Annotated in this window: 15 protein-coding genes; 12 read left to right on the top strand and 3 right to left on the bottom strand. The window is 42.1% G+C overall.

Annotated elements, in window-relative coordinates:
- The first annotated feature begins 280 nt into the window (after positions 1-280).
- Complete coding sequence (locus L1611_RS16900; protein WP_236314894.1) at positions 281-1663, top strand: amino acid permease; 1383 nt, start codon at positions 281-283, stop codon at positions 1661-1663.
- A 165-nt stretch (positions 1664-1828) separates the two neighbouring features.
- On the top strand, positions 1829-2989 hold the full coding sequence (locus tag L1611_RS16895; RefSeq protein WP_236314893.1) for an MFS transporter: 1161 nt from the start codon (positions 1829-1831) through the stop codon (positions 2987-2989).
- Positions 2990-3026: 37 nt separating this feature from the next.
- Here the strand turns inward: L1611_RS16895 and L1611_RS16890 are convergent, their stop codons facing one another.
- Complete coding sequence (locus tag L1611_RS16890) at positions 3027-3770, bottom strand: class I SAM-dependent methyltransferase (RefSeq protein ID WP_236314892.1); 744 nt, start codon at positions 3768-3770, stop codon at positions 3027-3029.
- 171 nt (positions 3771-3941) lie between these two features.
- Between L1611_RS16890 and L1611_RS16885 the strand changes: the two genes are divergently transcribed.
- Both L1611_RS16885 and L1611_RS16880 read left to right on the top strand, forming a co-directional pair.
- The gene (locus L1611_RS16885) at positions 3942-4859 is read left to right on the top strand and encodes an aldo/keto reductase (protein ID WP_236314891.1); all 918 of its coding nucleotides are present in this window, start codon (positions 3942-3944) and stop codon (positions 4857-4859) included.
- Between the two features lie 309 nt (positions 4860-5168).
- A complete protein-coding gene (locus tag L1611_RS16880) occupies positions 5169-6563 on the top strand; it encodes a hypothetical protein (protein WP_236314890.1) in 1395 nt (464 codons plus the stop codon).
- A gap of 369 nt (positions 6564-6932) precedes the next feature.
- Here L1611_RS16880 and L1611_RS16875 read toward each other — a convergent pair whose 3' ends face one another.
- Positions 6933-7403 (bottom strand): DUF1259 domain-containing protein, encoded by a 471-nt coding sequence (locus L1611_RS16875; RefSeq protein ID WP_236314889.1) that lies wholly within the window; start codon positions 7401-7403, stop codon positions 6933-6935.
- 359 nt (positions 7404-7762) lie between these two features.
- Positions 7763-7966 carry a hypothetical protein gene (locus tag L1611_RS16870; RefSeq protein WP_236314888.1) on the bottom strand — a complete coding sequence of 68 codons (204 nt, stop codon included), beginning with the start codon at positions 7964-7966 and terminating at the stop codon, positions 7763-7765.
- Between the two features lie 192 nt (positions 7967-8158).
- Here L1611_RS16870 and L1611_RS16865 point away from each other — a divergent pair, with 192 nt between their 5' ends.
- The 8 genes from L1611_RS16865 (at position 8159) to L1611_RS16830 (ending at position 18378) form a co-directional block, all read left to right on the top strand.
- Positions 8159-8473 (top strand): L-rhamnose mutarotase, encoded by a 315-nt coding sequence (locus tag L1611_RS16865; RefSeq protein ID WP_236314887.1) that lies wholly within the window; start codon positions 8159-8161, stop codon positions 8471-8473.
- 32 nt (positions 8474-8505) lie between these two features.
- Positions 8506-10017, top strand: coding sequence for a sugar ABC transporter ATP-binding protein (locus tag L1611_RS16860; protein WP_236314886.1), 1512 nt, complete (start codon positions 8506-8508; stop codon positions 10015-10017).
- Positions 10018-10034: 17 nt separating this feature from the next.
- Positions 10035-11042 (top strand): ABC transporter permease, encoded by a 1008-nt coding sequence (locus L1611_RS16855; protein ID WP_236314885.1) that lies wholly within the window; start codon positions 10035-10037, stop codon positions 11040-11042.
- A 3-nt stretch (positions 11043-11045) separates the two neighbouring features.
- Positions 11046-12062 (top strand): ABC transporter permease, encoded by a 1017-nt coding sequence (locus L1611_RS16850; protein WP_236314884.1) that lies wholly within the window; start codon positions 11046-11048, stop codon positions 12060-12062.
- A 48-nt stretch (positions 12063-12110) separates the two neighbouring features.
- Complete coding sequence (rhaS, locus tag L1611_RS16845) at positions 12111-13136, top strand: rhamnose ABC transporter substrate-binding protein (protein ID WP_236314883.1); 1026 nt, start codon at positions 12111-12113, stop codon at positions 13134-13136.
- Between the two features lie 363 nt (positions 13137-13499).
- Positions 13500-15566, top strand: coding sequence for a bifunctional aldolase/short-chain dehydrogenase (locus L1611_RS16840; protein ID WP_236314882.1), 2067 nt, complete (start codon positions 13500-13502; stop codon positions 15564-15566).
- A gap of 119 nt (positions 15567-15685) precedes the next feature.
- Positions 15686-16906 carry an L-rhamnose isomerase gene (rhaI, locus tag L1611_RS16835; protein ID WP_236314881.1) on the top strand — a complete coding sequence of 407 codons (1221 nt, stop codon included), beginning with the start codon at positions 15686-15688 and terminating at the stop codon, positions 16904-16906.
- A complete protein-coding gene (locus L1611_RS16830; protein WP_236314880.1) occupies positions 16903-18378 on the top strand; it encodes a rhamnulokinase in 1476 nt (491 codons plus the stop codon). Before rhaI ends, L1611_RS16830 begins: the two co-directional genes overlap by 4 nt.
- Positions 18379-18396 lie beyond the last annotated feature (18 nt).

Raw genomic sequence — 18396 nt, 5'->3', positions numbered from 1 at the left:
AATGTTGGTAGCTGTTCTAGCCTGGAGAATTAAGAGCTTATCCTGAATCGAGGCGCGCTGGGGGAATAAAGGCATCCAAAAAGCTGACAAATTTTACATCGCGCAGGATTGGTAAATTGCATACTGGTTATTCGTGTTTTCATACATGTAGTAATGATCCATTGAGGCCGTTTTTTTATTTCGAAAATAAATCATCCTCCCGTTATTAGTAAAGATTGGCACAATGGCTAATAATAATCAGGCGTATGTGACGACTCTACACTTATAGGGGGAAGTTTACATGAAACACCATCACTTGTTTGAACAGTCTGTGCAACATGCGAAGGAAAAGCAACTTAAAAAAGGAAAGGGACTAAGATGGTGGCAGCTTTCCCTTATAGGAATCGGTTCGATCATAGGGGCTGGTTTTTTCCTGGGGACAGGTCTTTCAATCAAAATTGCGGGCCCATCTATTTTGATTGGTTATTTGATCGCGGGGTTGACCACTTTCTTTGTGTTCAGTTCTTTGGCCGAAATGACAGTAAATGATCCGGAAACAGGCTCTTTTCGGACATATGCAAGGAAAGCCTTCGGACATTCTGCAGGTTTTCTCTCAGGGTGGATGTATTGGTTGTCCGGTGTCTTGATCATGTCCAGTGAAATCGTGGCGCTTTCGACCTTTACACAGTTCTGGTTTCCTCATATCCCATTATGGTTATTTTCGATTATCTACGCGGTGTTGGGATTTGGAATCAATTTGCTCGGAGTGAAAAACTTTGGTCAGATAGAGTCTTTATTTGCCATTATAAAATTATCAACGCTCATCATTTTCATCGTGTTCGGAACATTGTTCTTGTTGGATTTCATCAGTCCGAAGGATATCGTCTCCGTAAACCACTCAGGAATCGGGGATCTTTTTCCAAATGGGATCGGTGGGTTATGGTCAGCGATGATTTTCATCTTCTTTTCATTTGGGGGGATTGCAGTTGTTGGGGTCGCATCATCGGAACTTGAAAGTAAGAAAGATGTTCCAAAGACAGGTGTAGGACTGATCATCACCTTGATTTCAATCTACATATTATCCTTATTTTTTGTATTGGAAATGGTGGACTGGACCATCATCAACGAGTCAGAAAGTCCTTTTGTGACAGCACTATCGGCATTCCAAATCCCTTATCTGGATACCATTTTTAATGTCATCATCATCAGTGCAGCTTTTTCAACGATGGTTGGAGCCTTGTTTTCGATCAGTCGTGTCATGGTTTCGCTGGCTAAGGATGGGGATGCACCAAAAATACTGCAAAAGAAAAATAATCGTGGTGTAGCGTTACCGGCCCTGTCATTGACGGCAATTGGACTGGCAATTTCCATTCTTTTCTCATACCTTTTACCAGGCACAATGTATGAATATGTAACGACTTCTGCAGGTGTCATGCTGATTTTGAACTGGGTGATCATCCTGGCCTCACAGATCAAATTACATCCTACGTATGCCGATACCCAAGGGACATTCAAAGCATTCGGATCTCCGTATACTTCCTATATAGGCATTTTGATTATTTTACTCGCTATTTCAGGGGCAATCGTCCATATGAATCAAAGAATCGGCATGTTTATCAGTTTGGGAATGATTTTAATGATCTTTATTTTTTCTAAATTCATATCCAAAGAAAAAGCAGGATGAAAACCACTTTATGTCATTGGAAACATCCAATATGTAGTGCCTTGTGTTTTTCCACCACATGACTAAATGCGTAATGAATCCGCAATATTAATTAGGTCTTATCAAAATTTATTGAGCATGTCTCTTTTTCGATTTCGTTCATACACTTATGTTGGAGGCGATTTTATGGACGAGAGAAGAAAAGGCATGGCTGCGATTTTCACGGTGCTTTTTTTGGTGTCTTTAAGTTTACATATCCAGTATCCGATCTTCACGCCTTATGCGGTGGCACTTGGGGCGACAAGCTTTTTTGTCAGCATCATGATGAGTGTATCGTCCTTCGCAAACATGTGTGGAAACTTGATTGCTGGACCGCTGATTGATGCTTTTGGTAAGAAAAAGTTCATTGTGGTACCGCTTTTTTTATCTGGGTTATTGATGATGGGGCATGGGATTGCATCTAATCCTGACGGGTTGTTGGTCCTGCGTTTATTCAATGGGCTTGTCCTGGCGTTTATGACACCGGCATGCTTTGCGCTATTGTCAGGTTACGCTAAGAACAGCCATCAGCAAGGGAAGAACATGGCGTTCAACGGATTGCTGATGACGATTGCACATATCGTTTCTCCGACGATCGGTGGGTACCTGGTGGAACTCGTGGATTATCAAGGCACTTATTTTATCATCGGTGGATGCATTTTGATTACAGCCGTCATCGGTGTTATGTCTATCAGGGAGTTCGAACCGATCACCGTGTATAAAAAAGAGCAGGCTGACAGCGGTGGATTGAGGTTGGATAAACACTTGTTGATGATCTATTTTGTCGCTTTCGCCTTGATGTACGCGCAAGGGACCATTGGCTATGAACTGCCGTTTTTAGTGGTGGAAAAAGGAATGTCGACGAGTGATGCAGGTAAGTTGTTCAGCTATATTGGCGTCGGGACATTGGTGATCGTCTGTATGACCTGGATCAACCGGATCTCAGCATTGATACGGACGATGTTCGGCATGCTCGTGTTGGCGGCGTGCTTTTATCAGATGGTGGTGCCGTTTGCGCCACTTAGCCTCAGCCAGCTATTGTTTGTCGTCGGAATCGGTTTGGGCATCCTGTTTCCAGCCATCACCACCTTGATTACGGAAAAAATCGATAAAAGCAAACACGGAACCGCATTCGGCATCCTCTCAGCGGTTTTTTCGCTTGGAATCATCGCAAGCTCGCTTACCGCGGGTGCGATCCGCGCATTCATTTCACCGTACTTCATCGCGTTTATCGTGGTTGCGCTAGCCATTACGATCATCGGGTGGCAGGGGATAGGGCAAAAAGAAAAATCGATTGTCTCAAGTTGAATACACAAAAAAAGCTCCATGATAGACAATGGAGCTTTTAATCTTCTTTTTTCATTCCGGAGACGATGATGACAGGAGGAAACATGGAGAAATAAAATTGTGATTTCTCTACATTTTTCAAACCGACTTTCTCCAGGATTGCTGGATATTCCTCGACATACATGAAATCCAGTACCGCCACTCGGCCACCCGGCTTTAAGACACGGACAATTTCTGCCAGAGCTTTCTGTCTTTCATCTTGATCAGGTAACGTATGGATCGTCAGGCTTGAAGCGACAGCGTCGAATGTATCATCCTCAAACGGCAAGTTGCGTGCATCCGCGGTTTGGACTTCAATCCTGTCTTTTACACCTTCTGTATCAGCGTTTTGTAATGTTGTTTCAAGGGTGTTTTGGTGCCGCTTATCACTCCAGTTGTCAATTCCGATGACTTTCCCGCCGGATACTTGTTTGGCCATTGAATTCATCAAGAAGCCTCGGCCACAGCCGACATCTAAGACAAGATCTTCTTTCTTAAGTTTCAACTTTTCAAGTATATCTTTAACAACACGGCCCTGTCCTTTTTTGCTGCTCAACGTCATCAGAACTGCTTCTCCGTAACTGATGAGGGTGATGATGAGCAGGATTATGGATAAGATGGTCCAGACGAGCCCATCTATTCGAAACAGGAAGATCGTCGCGATCAACAGGATGGTACCAAGCCCCCATAACATCTTGACCTCACGAATCCCCTCTACTCCATAATTCGCTTTATCAGCGACAGCAAAGCCAGGTTTAGACATCCATTCCGCTCCTCTCTAAAATGACCTTTTCTATGTATTGGATATTATAAGTTTATCATATATGTTCTTGGACGGGTGTACATCTGTAATCATTGCGAAAGCAGAGTTATGGCGGGTACACAAAATAGAATGGTAGAATAGAAGCATTCCTACTCTAAAGAGGTGACCTTTTTGAAAAGAATCAAGTTAGGGAACAGCGGCCTGGAAGTTGGAGAAATTTCATTAGGTTGTATGAGAATGAGTACACTTTCTAAAGATGGTGCGAGACATGTCATTGAAAACGCGATGGAACATGGTGTCGATCTATTCGACCATGCGGACATCTACGGTAGTGGAGAATCGGAATCCGTGTTTGCGGATGCAATCGATATGAATCCTTATGTCCGTGAAAAGATGATCCTGCAAACGAAATGTGCGATCCGGAAAGGTTATTTTGATTTTTCAAAAGAACATATCGTCAGTTCAGTTGAAGGAAGCTTGAAGCGTTTGAAGACCGATTACATCGATATTTTGTTACTGCATCGTCCAGATGCTTTAATGGAACCGGAAGAAGTGGCGGAAGCTTTCAATGAGCTGAAGGAAAGCGGGAAAGTCCGTCATTTTGGAGTCAGTAACCATAACCCGATGCAGATTGAACTTTTGAAAAGAAGCTTGGATCAGGAATTGATCATCAACCAGATGCAGTTCAGTATTATGCATACACCAATGATTGATGCAGGGGTCAATGTGAACATGCAGCATGAAGGATCAGTTATGCGAGATGGAGGTATACTTGAGTACAGTCGTCTGAACGACATGACAATCCAGGCATGGTCGCCGTTCCAATACGGCATGATCAAAGGACCGTTTGTTGGGAATGAGGACTTCCCGGAAGTCAACGCGAAACTGCAGGAGCTGGCTGATAAATATGGTGTGACGGATTCAGCAATCGCCATTGCCTGGATCTTGCGCCACCCTGCTAAAATCCAACCAGTTGTCGGAACGATGAACCCTCAGCGTATGGCTGACATCGCAAAAGCTTCTGAAGTGAAATTGATGAGAGAAGAATGGTACCAGCTTTATCGTGCGGCTGGGAATGATCTTCCCTAAAAAATGATGTCGAAAAAGGAAATCGGACTATAGTAATCGTACAGACGATATATGTCGCAAATGTGGAGTAAAACCGTCGGTGTTTTACTCCATTTATGCGGTTTTTTGTGCTTAAAGATCGTATAAGAGCAAAAGCTGTTCGCTTCTGAAGCAATACACGGAGATATATTTTTCGAGGGACTACTCCTCCTGGCAAAACCTAAGTTTTTCTTTATGGCAGCTATTTTCCATTTATTTCAATGTGGATAGCGTGGAATGAGTTTTCGATGAAACTATGCTATATTAGAAATACGAATAGGGGGAATCGATATGGATCAAGATCAATTTTTACTGTATGATCATCAGAAGCCGATTCGATTACGAGCAGAAAGAGTTGCAGTTTATCTTCAGGGCGAAATTATTGAATCGTATAGTGAAGACAATGCTGTTTATTATCTGTTTTTTTATAAGTATCAATTCCTTACCGCTGTAAAAGCAACCAGGCTTAGACGCCGATCATTTATTGAAAAGGCTTTTAAAAGAGGTATGGTTTTCAACGCTCCCCATCCGTTTATCAAAGAATTGCTTTCCTCCAATCACCCTTGCCAAATACTCAGCTTCAATCCACTATTGGATAAGCTCGAGAAGCATTATACACCACAAGAAAAGGCATTTATTTTGACATTCTTCGAATCGTTTATTCCAAAAAAGCAATTGTTCAATGAAATCAAAGCCGTTTTTTACCATTATAATCGAAAAGGCCAAACGTTCTTAGGCTATAAAATCATCCGTATTTTAATGGATTTTGCACCTAATCATAGCCTGGTTGAATACTTTGCCAATGATATCAAGGTCCAAAAGTATGCTGATTTATATAACAAAAACGCAGAGAAAATCCTTGCAGAGGATTTCATTTTTGCTGAAAAAGCACTTTATTACAGGAAAAAGAAGGACTCCTGTTTTCAGCAGCTCACAGAACGATTAGAAAAAGAGTCCCGGTGGATCGATTTGATTGCTTTATTCAGTTGTAAACTGACTTCATCACCTTCAACCGACTACTATTACCCTCTTATCAAACTGCTTGAAGCACATTTTGATGAGTATGAAACAATGTCCTTTCTAGAAGCGCTATCCTCTAAATTACCTGAATTCCGTCCGTTACAACAAAATCTGTTCCAACACTATATCAAGCACCATAAAATTGAAGCTGTTTCCCATATGATGAAAAACCATGACTTCGAGCTTAACAGTAATCAAGTCGAAATCTTTGGAGACCTGCTTGAGCAGGTAGATCCCGAAGAAGACTTAATAGAACCAGAAATGCTTCACACTGTGTTGGGGCCAGTCATGAACATGTATCCTGAAAAAGCGGATAATCTTCTGACCAAATACGTCATTTCATTGCTGAAAACCGAGGAACTATCTTCTATCCAAGAATGGCTTAGACCTTTCAATGAAAATTATAAAAATCTTCAAATCATCAGAAAGATCGATACGATGCAAGAGCTTAGTAATGATCCGGACCAAATGCAAACCCTTGGAGAGTTATATTATGAATTCAGGCAGTTGAATCAAGCGGTGGAATGCTTCAGCTGGCAGACAGAACTGAATCCAACTGATCCAAAACCGTTACGATGGCTTGCAAAAGTGTATGGAGAGATGGGAAAAACACAGGAATCAGAGGCTTACAGACAGCAATGCATCAACCTGCAAAAGCTAGCTTGACACCTACTTGGGGTGCATAACTTATAATGACAGTAGAAATGTCCTGTGAATTGACACAGGGCATTTCCCTATAATATCAAGGTTTACCAAATATTTATTTAACCAAATGACAGTTCAAATAACACGATAAATTCATTAGATAACTGGAATCGTGGTCAAAACACGGGGGAGAAGCTCAACGCTTTTACTGCGAAATTGGTTTTGAAAGAAAAGAAACTTAAACATGCAATAATACTTCATATCATTCTATTGGTGGTGCATATGCTTTTATAGATATTGAGCTCCGAAATAATAAAAATGAATGACATCCTGATATGATCATTGAGTACGTCATTCATTTTTTTAATAGCAATAATATATACGAAAGGTTTAAAAGAACAAATCATTATAAATATTATTACGTTTATTACGTTTGTGTGTTCTCTTACAGCTGTTGTTGTTTAAAACTCTAAATGCTTCTCTAACTTTTCTTGCAAATTGTAGTGGTGGTTCGACTGATTCGAAATGCATATACATTGCTCTAGGTTCTTCAAACAACCAGTGGTTATGAACTGCTGTAACGATAAGATCTCTTTCCCGAAGTTCTGTTAAGAGGGGGTTAACTTCTTCCTGTAAAAGAACAGTTTCTCCTAAGTTTAATGCATTGCCTCTACTATCAATATTTTCAAAAGTAAAGAATTGAGGAATGACTAGTGGGGATTGAGTGGAGCGCCCAAGAATTGTAAATTGAAGGTTACGGAATTTTTGTACCAGACAAACACCATTTTCATCTAAACTTCCTTCTCCTCCGAGAATCCTAGCAAATTCCTGACATAGTCTTTCAAGTTCTTCTCGATTCATAATATAGCCTCCCTTCTAAAAACAGTAAATTGTAAAACCCTTAGTATCATATATATGAGATATCCTAGTATTTGAAATGGACAAATGTATAAATCTATTAAAAAATTAATAGTGGAAGAAAAAATTGTGTTATTAACTATAAATGGCCCAGGGGAGTCTAGCTATTCAATATTTTGATACCGTTGTTGTCAATTCTATCAAGCGGAAACTGTTAAATTTAGTCTAGCAGTTACAAATACCTCCAATAAAGATCGAGCAAAAAAACTCGTCAATTCGACGAGCTTTTTTAAAGGATAAAAAAGGATAAAAAATTTTGTTTCGATGAAGTGATGTCTAGCTCCACCGCCTAACCACTTGGATCACTTCATTCCTCCTGCGGCGGCGACACATTGATTTAGGTCGAAGTGTTTACCCGCGCAGAACCGAACTTTGTTTGGTTCGAGCTCCTCGTCGGACTTCCAGTGACCTTCGTGACTGATCAGGGCGTTTACGCTTTTCTTTATAAAGCCAATTTCAATGACAAAACATATCCCATTAAACGGAAACAGTTTAGAATTTTTCACATGAATTCTCCTTTGTCCTCAGAGTTTTTAGAATATTCCTAAAAAAACTTCCCAAATTTTTCAGGGTATGATATTATAAATCAAAATAAAACAAAAATATAAAAAGGTAAACAAAAGTAAAACAACATATTTGTTTCTTCAAAAAATTTTTATCAAAAATGAAAAGGCTTACATATTCAAGGGGGATTGCAAATGGGGCGATACGCATTTTTGATGCAATGTAAAAAAGGTGAAGAAGAGGAGTATAAAAGAAGGCATGAAAATGTATATCCAGAATTATTGAAAGCGCTTAAAGAAACCGGTGTAAGCAATTACAGTATTTTCATGGATGGAAACCACCTATATGCCTTTATGGAAGTAGATGATTTTGATGAAGCGATGGGAAGCTTGGAGAATCATCCAGCCAACATCAAATGGCAGGAATTCATGAGTGATATTCTAGTTATGGATGAGACTGGAAACCCGAAAATGCATGTGATCAAAGACGAAGTGTTCTTTCTTAAATAAAACCCCATTCAGTTAGATAGGAGGTACAAGGTATGAACGAAATGGTTTTGGAACTTAGGGATATTACCAAGGAGTTCCCTGGCGTCAAAGCATTGGATAGTGTCCAGTTTGAATTGAAGCGAGGGGAAATACATGCCCTCATGGGGGAAAATGGTGCAGGTAAGTCGACGTTCATCAAAGTGATCACAGGTGTCCATACTCCAGATGACGGAGAGATCTTTTTAAATGGGGAAAAAGTGGATATTTCCAACACGAAGGAAGCCCAAAAGTTGGGGATTGCCGCCATATATCAACATGTCACCAATTATCCTCATCTAAGCATCACTGAAAATATTTATATGGGGCATGAAAAAATAAACAAAAAAACCCGAAAAATCCGTTGGAAGGAAATGCATCAGGATGCAAAAAAACTTTTGGAGAGCCTAGGTTCAAACTTGGATCCGAAAACGACAATGGGAAGCCTGAGTGTAGCCCAGCAACAAATCGTCGAGATTGCAAAAGCGTTATCGACGGACGCAAATATCATCATTATGGATGAGCCTACTGCTGCCCTGACACACAGAGAAAGCAAGGAATTATACAGAATTACAGAAGGACTTCGGGATGACGGGGTCTCCATCATATTTATCTCCCACCGTTTTGAAGACATGTACCGCCTTGCTGACAGGGTTACAGTCTTTAGGGATTCAGAATACATAGGTACCTGGAATGTTGATGGGATATCTAATGAAAAATTAATCGTTGCAATGGTAGGAAGAGAGATCAACCAATTATTCCCGAAAAAAGAGGCCAATGTCCAAGAAGAGCTCTTAAAGGTGAAAAACTTAGGACAGATGGGCAGGTTTGCTGATATTTCTTTCACGCTCCACAAAGGAGAAATTCTTGGGATTACAGGACTAGTCGGAGCTGGACGAAGTGAACTGTCCCAAGCCCTGTTTGGAATCGAGCCCTACGACTCAGGTGAAGTATATTTTCATGGCAAGCGTGTGGAAATCAAAAACCCTAGCGACGCCATCCAGCTTGGTATAGGCTATCTTCCTGAAGATCGCCAGGAGCAAAGCTTAATATTAGATTGGGAGATAGGCAGAAACATAACCCTCTCCTGTTTGGAGGAGATTTCGACCAAAGGCTGGTTGAATGAGAGGAAAGAAAGAAGCATAGCAAAGAAGCTGGCCGAAAAGGTCAATGTAAAGACAGGGAGCATCTTTAACCCAGCGAAATCCCTTTCAGGGGGAAATCAGCAAAAAGTGTCAGTAGCCAAGCTGCTCACAACAGATTTAGAGGTACTGATCTTTGATGAACCAACGAAAGGCGTAGATATCGGTGCAAAATCAGCCATTTACGAAATCATCGTTGACTTGGCGAACCAGGGATATGGCGTCATTTTGATTTCTTCAGAAATGCCGGAAGTGATCGGTCTTAGCGATCGGATCGCAGTGATGTGTGAAGGGAGGATCACTCGAGTAATAGCCAAAGAGGAAGCAACGCAAGAAGCAATCTTAGAAGCAGCAATGTCTAAAGAGAGAACGGTGTCTGCAAGTTAAAGGGAGAGGTGACAGATATGGGCGATAGACTTATGGAAAAACAATCGATCCTCAGTGTCATTGCAAAACATAGAGAAGCTGGGCTGATTGGATTCATCATTATTCTTTCCATCGTGTTCCAACTTTTGAACCCAAAATTTTTGACGATCGGGAATCTGGCAAATTTAATCACCAATACAACAATACTTATCATTCTTGCGGTCGGCATGATGCTTGTCCTTATAACGCGAGGGATCGATTTATCTATAGGATCGACCTTAGCACTTTCAGGGATGACTTCTTCCTTATTCGTAAGCGCTTACCCTGGACTGAATCCATTATTGGCAATATTACTGGGAATCATGGTTGGTATTATTTGCGGAATCATCCTTGGCTACCTGGTTTCGATCATAGGGATATTACCGATTATTGCTTCGTTAGGTTTAATGAATGTATATAGAGGTCTCACCTTTTGGAGTAGTGGTGGAGGATGGGTAAGTGCCCATCAGATGCCAGCATCCTTTAAAGGGATCGCTACCAGCAGCTTTTTAGGGGTCAACACACTGATTTTGATCGCCATCGCCATTTTCTTGTTCTTTTACTTTTTTGTCAATTATACGATTACCGGAAGGCAGATCTATGCAGTAGGCAGTAACCCGGAATCAGCCGAGATCACTGGAATCAACAGCAAGAAAATATTATTGCTGGTTTATACGATCATGGGTGGTTTATCCGGCTTGGCTGGGGTTCTATGGGTTTCGAAATTTGCGTCAGCCCAGGGAGATACCGCAAGTGGTTATGAGCTTACCGTGATTGCAGCTTGCATTTTAGGTGGAGTCAGCATTGCCGGGGGTGTAGGAAGGATCACCGGTGTATTGCTTGGAGCGATTTTACTTGGAATCCTAGACAATGCTTTACCACTGATTGATGTCTCTCCATTTTGGCAAATGGGGATTGAAGGTGGAATCATCTTATTCGCCGTTTTATTTAACGTGATTGTCAACAGGGCTGTCCAACAGAATGAGTTGGCAAGAAGGGTGGTATAGCGTGTGAACACAAGGACGATTAGCGGTGAGAGGGAATTCACTTGGAAGAAGTTTTTTCTCCAATGGGAATGGATGCTCGTATTGATTCTGATTTCCATTTTCATGATGAATAGTTCGATTTCTCCTTATTTTTTCAACTTTATAAACATAGCTGATGCGACAATGACTTTTCTCGATAAGGCTTTTATCGTCTTTCCTATGGTCATGATCATGATCATGAGGGAAATTGATATTTCGGTCGGTTCCACAGTCGCCTTATCATCCGTTGTTATGGCGATGTTGTATAACGCCGGTTTACCGATAGGGCTGGCAATAGCTGCATGTCTGCTGACAGGGGCATTATGCGGATTTTTAAACGGTTACCTGATCGTCAGGTACAAGGAATTATCTGCTGTTATTGTCACCCTGGCTACCATGATTTTATATAGGGGGATTGCTTATATGCTTTTGGAAGACCAATCTGCTGGTGGTTTTCCTGACTGGTTCTCCTACTTTGGATGGGGATATGTAGGAACGATTCCGTTCATCTTGGTTCTATTTGTAGCCTTTGCAGTAATCTTTACGTTGATCCTGCACAAAACGGTATTTGGCAGACATATTTATGCGATTGGCAGCAATTCGAAAGCGAGTCGATTCTCCGGAGTGAAGGTGGACCGTATCAAATTGATTGTATTTACTTTGGCAGGATTGACCGCTGCGATCACTGCGATTTTTCTGACTTCACGGATGGGAAGTACAAGACCGAACGTTGCGACCATGTATGAACTGGATGTCATTGCGATGGTTGCTTTAGGCGGGATCAGTACCGCAGGCGGGAAAGGGAAAATGACAGGTGCGATCCTTGCGATATTCATCGTTGGTTACCTACAGTTTGGTCTTGGACTGATCAATATTCCAGCTCAAATGTTATTGATTGTCATCGGTTTGCTTCTTATCATTTCCGTTACAGTCACGAATTTGAAGTTCAAGGTGAAGAAAAAGAAGACGGTTGGACATCCACAACAAAAGAACGTTTCTTAACAGTGACACTACTGTTCTGAAAATAAAAATTAAGGGGAGATCTAAAAGATGAAAAGGTTTGTCAATTTGGGCTTATTAATGTCATTGCTATTGGTATTTCTAGCTGCTTGTGGAAGTAACCAGCCTGCTGAAGGGGGAGACGGTAAGGCGAAACATGCGGTCGTCTTCAAGAACACTGGAAATCCTTATGGCGAAAAAGAAATGGAAGGATTCAAAAATGCAATCGAAGATCTTGGGGGAGAAGCGATCTTACGTGCACCAGATGATCCATCTGTCGAGGACCAAGTGAAGATCATTGAAGAATTGATTTCTCAACAAGTGGATAGTATTGCCGTAGTAGCAAATGATTATGATGGTTTGGAGCCAGCTTTGAAAAAAGCGATGAATAAAGGGATCAAGGTTTTATCTTTAGATAGTGCTGTCAATGGTGACAGCCGGATGGTCCATGTGAACCAAGCGGATCCCGAAGCGATCGGAAGGACTCAAATCGAAGCGGTCTCAGAAATGATTGATGGAAAGGGACAAATTGCAATATTAAGTGCCACTTCCCAAGCTTCCAATCAAAACCTTTGGATCGAATGGATGAAGAAGGAATTGGAAAAGCCAGAATACAAGGATATCGAGCTGGTTAAAGTTGCATATGGGGATGACTTGCGTGACAAGAGTGTATCAGAGACAGAAGCATTGTTACAGTCTTATCCAGACTTAAAAGCGATTGTAGCACCTACAACCGTAGGAATTGCAGCTGCAGCAAAGGTAATCACCGACAAAGGATTGATCGGTGATGTGGTTGTTACAGGGTTGGGGCTGCCTAGTGAAATGGCAGCGTATATCGAAAATGGAGCTACTCCTTGGATGTACTTATGGAACCCGCTTGATGTAGGTTATTTAGCAGGCCACGCCTCCCACTCATTGGTAGAAGGAGACATCACTGGTGAAGCTGGAGACAAATTTAAAGCGGGAGAACTTGGAGAATATGAAATCATCGAAGGGGAAGATGGCACCGAAATCCTACTAGGGGACCCGTTCCGTTTTGATAAAGAAAACATCGAAGAGTGGAAAGAGATTTACTGATTGATAGGGGGATGCCTCTGAAAATCAATGAGAGAAGCACCTTATTATAAATAGAAGAAAGCATGAAACTGCATAGTAGTAAGCGCCCTTTCACTCGGATCATTATTTCAGCCCCACTGGACGGCGACAGCCTTTTCGGTGGGCTTCCAGTGATCTTCGTAGAAGGCAGGGCGCTTGTGCTTTTCTTTACACGTTAAGTAAGTATAACTTTTCAGCGATGTAGCTAACCGACGCAGCAGAAAAGTTTACGAACGAAGTTTAAGTTCAGCTAAGGCTCAGCCTTCGCCAAGGTTTGGCAAAGCCCGAGTTTTCTTTATCTAGTTGGAAGACAAACAATGAACTACAAAAATGGAGGTAGATGGAGTGGTTAAAAATCTTTGGGACCCGATTGAAGCTGAATTACAAACGGATTTAGCAGGATTGGTGTATCGGTCAAATCTCCTCGGATTAGATCGTTCGATAGCGAACTGGGGAGGCGGGAACACTTCTGCAAAGTCCATGGAGAGGGATTTTAAAGGGCAGGAAGTCGAGGTCATGTGGGTAAAAGGAAGCGGGTCAGATCTGGCTTCAATGAAGACAGGAAACTTCACTGCATTGAAAATGGAGGATATCCGGCCTCTAATGGAAAAAGAAGATATGGATGATGCGGATATGGTAGATTACCTGTCACATTGCATGATAGATCCAAAACACCCCCGATCTTCTATTGAAACGCTGCTTCATGCATTTTTACCTTATAAGCATGTAGATCATACGCACCCTGATGCCATCATCAGTATTGCTTGTGCGGATAATGGGCAGGAAATAGCAAAAGAAATCTATGGAGAACGGTATGTATGGGTTCCATACATACGTCCTGGCTTCAAGTTGTCAAAAATGATTGCAGAGGGCGTTAAAGAGAATCCGAATGCCGAACTTGTCATTATGGAGAAACACGGGTTGGTCACCTGGGGAGACTCCAGTAAAGAATGTTATGACAAGACCATCGCCATTATTCAAGAGGCAGAAAATTATATCAACCAAAAAATTCAAATTAAAGAAGCTTTCGGAGGTAATAAATACAAACCTTTAGATGCCGAGGATCGAAGGGATGTATTGATGGCTATCCTTCCGAAGATCAGAGGGTATGTCAGCGGATCCAAGAAAATGCTTGTCACGTATGATGCTAGTGAGCCAGTCCTCCAGTTCGTGAACAGTCAGGATGCGCTGGATCTGTCACAGGTAGGGGCCGCTTGTCCTGATCACCTCGTACATACGAAACGGACACCGCTTTTCGTCAATTGGGAGCCTGATAAAAACAATGTGGGACAACTAAAAGCGAAAATAAAGGAAGGCATTGGTAAATTCAAGGAAAACTACGAAACTTATTTTGATCGAAATAAGCAAGATGATGATGTCATGTTCGAACCTGTTCCTCGTGTCATTCTCATTCCTGGGATCGGAATGATCAACACAGGAAAGGATTGGAAATCTGCGAAAGTCAGTGAATCACTGTATCATCGAGCAATTTCAGTGATGAAAGGTTCGACTGCTTTAGGAGAATTCGTATCCCTTGATGAAGCAGAATCGTTCGCTGTCGAATATTGGCCATTAGAATTGTATAAACTGAGCCTTGCTCAGCCAGAAGCAGAATTTTCAGGTCAAATCGTTTTTGTTACAGGAGGAGCTGGAGGAATCGGTAGTGCTGCTTGCCGCCGACTTGTGACAGAAGGAGCCCACGTGGTCATTTCCGATATCAATCTTGAAGGTGCGGAACAAGTGGCCGAACAAATTCAGGAGAGGTACGGTGAGAAAAGGGCGATTGCCGTCAAGATGGACGTGACAAAGGAAGAAGATGTCAAGTCTGCCTTCCAAAAGACAGTGTTGGAGTATGGCGGGATCGATATCGTCGTCAATAATGCAGGATTAGCGAGTTCAAGTCCATTTGATGAAACGACACTTGATAAATGGAACTTGAATATCAATGTCCTTGTCACTGGTTATTTCCTTGTAGCAAGGGAAGCGTTCAAATTGATGAAAGATCAATTAATCGGAGGAAACATGGTATTTGTCGGATCGAAAAACTCGATTTATGCAGGTAAAAATGCAGCTGCTTACAGTACAGCCAAAGCGGCTGAAGTCCACCTGGCACGAACGATTGCTGCTGACGGAGGAGAGCATGGAATCCGTGTCAATACCGTTTTACCGGACGCAGTCATAAGGGGTTCGGCGATTTGGGATTCCAAATGGAAAGAAGAACGGGCATCCTCATATGGAATCGAGCCGGATGAATTAGAAGAGCATTATCGTAAAAGGACCATTTTGAATGTGAACGTACTACCGGAAGATATCGCGGAATCCATTGCATTCCTCGCTTCTTCAAAATCAGCGAAGACGACAGGCTGTATGGTTACGGTTGACGGCGGAGTACCAGCAGCATTCACAAGGTGAATATCAAAAAAGGACTGTTCCAAAAAAGCCAGACGCTTATAAGGACAGCTGGTCTTCTTATGTAGACCATCAGTGGTAAGCTCTCTGCGAAATTAAAGAAAAGATGGGGTGAGTAAGATATGAAAGATCAAGTCTATAACATCTTTGAACAGCAACAAACGGATCGGGGAATCGATCTGGAAGCGGTTAAGCAGAAACTCAAAGAAATCCAAGTGGAAACGCCATCTTGGGGTTATGGAGACTCAGGTACTCGTTTCAAGGTCTTTCAGCAAGAAGGAGTACCTAGAAACCTTTACGAAAAAATTCAAGATGCGGCTCAAGTCCATAAACATACAGGTATTTGCCCGGGAGTGGCCATCCACATTCCATGGGATCAGGCAGATGACTACCAGGAAATAAAGCGATTTGCAGCAGAACATGGAATGAAAGTGGGGGCTGTCAACCCGAATTTATTCCAAGATGAGGATTATAAATTCGGAAGTGTCAGCAACTCGAATCCTAAAGTCAGGAAGAAAGCTGTCGAGCATTTACTAGAGTGTGTACAGATTGCTAGAGAAGTAGGTTCCAAGGATTTAAGCTTATGGTTTGCTGACGGAACCAATTATCCGGGCCAGGCTGACATAAGGAAAAGGAAGCATTGGATGTATGAATCCCTGGCTGAAATGTACCAGGCATTAGATGATGATATGAGAATGCTGATCGAATATAAATTTTTCGAGCCTGCTTTTTATCATACCGATTTGGCGGATTGGGGCATGTCCTACAATATGGCGATGAAATTGGGGCCTAAAGCTGAAGTGCTTGTCGATACCGGACACCATCCGCAAGGAACGAATATTGAGCATATTGTTGCCTATTTACTTGATGAAAAAAGGCTTGGCGGCTTTCATTTCAATAGCCGGAAATATGCAGATGATGATCTGATTGTGGCGGCCCATAACCCATACGAACTATTCCTTACCTTTTTCCAAATCGTTTCAGCCCAGAATGACAGTGATGCCGGAATTCGGAAAACGACAGAGAATATTGCTTATATGCTTGACCAATGTCATAATTTAGAGCCTAAAATCCCGGCGATGATCCGGTCGATTACAAATGTCCAGACATTATATGCGAAAGCGCTTTTGATTGATTTGAAGGAAGTGGAGGATGCGCAACAAAAACAGGATGTATTGGCTGCAGAAAATGCTGTCCGGAAAGCGTTTGAATTTGATGTCACACCGTTGTTGAATGTCGTACGCGAGGAAATGGGCGTGCCAGCCAACCCGCTTGAGGCGTATTTATCCAGTAGTTATGGAGAGGAAATACTAGCTCGCGGGAAAGGCGGGGCTAGCTGGTGACGACCGTTCTTGGGTATGATTTGGGGGCAAGCAGCGGCAGGGTTGTTTTGGGCAAGCTTGAGGATCATCATCTAGAGATAACCGAGATCCATCGGTTCAGCAATGATCCAGTCCAAGTGAATAAGCATTTGTATTGGGATATTTTACGTCTCTTCCATGAGATGAAAAGAGGGCTTGTATTAACAGTCAACGCTGGTTATCAATCGATCGACAGCTTAGCGATCGACTCTTGGGCGGTAGACTTCGGTTTGATTGATGAAACCGGCCATCTCTTATCCAATCCGATCCATTACAGGGATAACCAAACCGATAAAATGATGGAAGAAGTTTTTGAAATCGTACCGAAAGAAGAAATCTTTAAAAGAACCGGTATCCAGTTTATGAAAATAAATACGATCTATCACCTTTTTGCTATGAAGAAAAACAATCCTCATCTGCTTGATCGGGCAGAAGCCTTATTAATGATCCCAGATTTACTCCGTTATTTTTTTACAGGAATCAAATGTTCCGAGTATACCAATGCGACGACCACTCAGCTTTTTAACCCAACAAGAAGGAAATGGGACGAGTACCTATTGAACAAACTGGGGTTAAATAATAAGCTGTTTTTAGAACCGGTCCAGCCGGGGACGAAAATTGGTGAGCTTCTCCCATCTATATGCAAGGAGGTAGGATTGAAAAAGCCGATATCCGTTATGACGGTAGGAGAACATGATACTGCTTCCGCTGTTGCAGCAGTCCCGTCCACCTCTGAAGACTTTGCTTATTTAAGCTGCGGGACATGGTCTTTACTGGGAACTGAAACAAAAGAACCGGTGATTACCAAAAAGGCGTTAGAATATAACGTTACCAACGAAGGAGGGGTGGAGGGCACCAATCGTCTGCTGAAAAACATCATGGGGTTATGGCTTATCCAGGAGTGCCGCAGGGTGTGGGAATTGGAAGGAGATCCTGTTTCATACGAGGAACAAAAAGAGTGGGTTGAACAATCTCCAGCCTTTACCTCCTTCATTGATCCTGACAATCCAGTGTTCATCCGTCCGGCCCATATGCCAGAGGAAGTCCAGCGATATTGTGCTGAAACGGGCCAGCCGATCCCTGAAACAAAAGGGGAGATCTTACGCTGTATATTGGAGAGCATGGCCCTGAAATACCGTTTTGTATTAGAGAGGATGGAAAGCCTGGTAAATAAAAGGATTCCCGTCTTCCATATGGTTGGAGGAGGTATACAGAATGAACTGCTCTGTCAGTTCACTGCCAACGCTTTGGGTAGGCAAGTAAAAGCTGGACCTGTAGAAGCTACTGCGATCGGTAACATACTGATGCAATATAAAGGAATGGGAAAGATTAAAGATCTGACCGAAATACGTGCAATCGTACAAAATTCATTTTCCATAAAAACCTATATACCAAATTCATCTGCCCAGTGGGAGGATGTATACGAAACGTTCAAACGATTCATAGAAGAATAGATAGAAAGAGGGCTGAAA

The sequence above is a fragment of the Pseudalkalibacillus salsuginis genome (assembly GCF_021646685.1).
Taxonomy (GTDB): domain Bacteria; phylum Bacillota; class Bacilli; order Bacillales; family Fictibacillaceae; genus Pseudalkalibacillus; species Pseudalkalibacillus salsuginis.
The sequence above is the reverse complement of the archived record's forward strand: the minus strand, read 5'-3'. Positions and strand labels throughout refer to the sequence as shown.

Bases quoted from the DNA above. Each gene is read 5' to 3' on its own strand.
- L1611_RS16900 (WP_236314894.1), top strand. From the start codon at position 281: ATGAAACACCATCACTTGTTTGAACAGTCTGTGCAACATGCGAAGGAA.
- L1611_RS16890 (WP_236314892.1), bottom strand. From the start codon at position 3,770: ATGTCTAAACCTGGCTTTGCTGTCGCTGATAAAGCGAATTATGGAGTA.
- rhaS (WP_236314883.1), top strand. From the start codon at position 12,111: ATGAAAAGGTTTGTCAATTTGGGCTTATTAATGTCATTGCTATTGGTA.
- L1611_RS16855 (WP_236314885.1), top strand. From the start codon at position 10,035: ATGGGCGATAGACTTATGGAAAAACAATCGATCCTCAGTGTCATTGCA.
- L1611_RS16895 (WP_236314893.1), top strand. From the start codon at position 1,829: ATGGACGAGAGAAGAAAAGGCATGGCTGCGATTTTCACGGTGCTTTTT.
- rhaI (WP_236314881.1), top strand. From the start codon at position 15,686: ATGAAAGATCAAGTCTATAACATCTTTGAACAGCAACAAACGGATCGG.
- L1611_RS16880 (WP_236314890.1), top strand. From the start codon at position 5,169: ATGGATCAAGATCAATTTTTACTGTATGATCATCAGAAGCCGATTCGA.
- L1611_RS16860 (WP_236314886.1), top strand. From the start codon at position 8,506: ATGAACGAAATGGTTTTGGAACTTAGGGATATTACCAAGGAGTTCCCT.
- L1611_RS16875 (WP_236314889.1), bottom strand. From the start codon at position 7,403: ATGAATCGAGAAGAACTTGAAAGACTATGTCAGGAATTTGCTAGGATT.
- L1611_RS16865 (WP_236314887.1), top strand. From the start codon at position 8,159: ATGGGGCGATACGCATTTTTGATGCAATGTAAAAAAGGTGAAGAAGAG.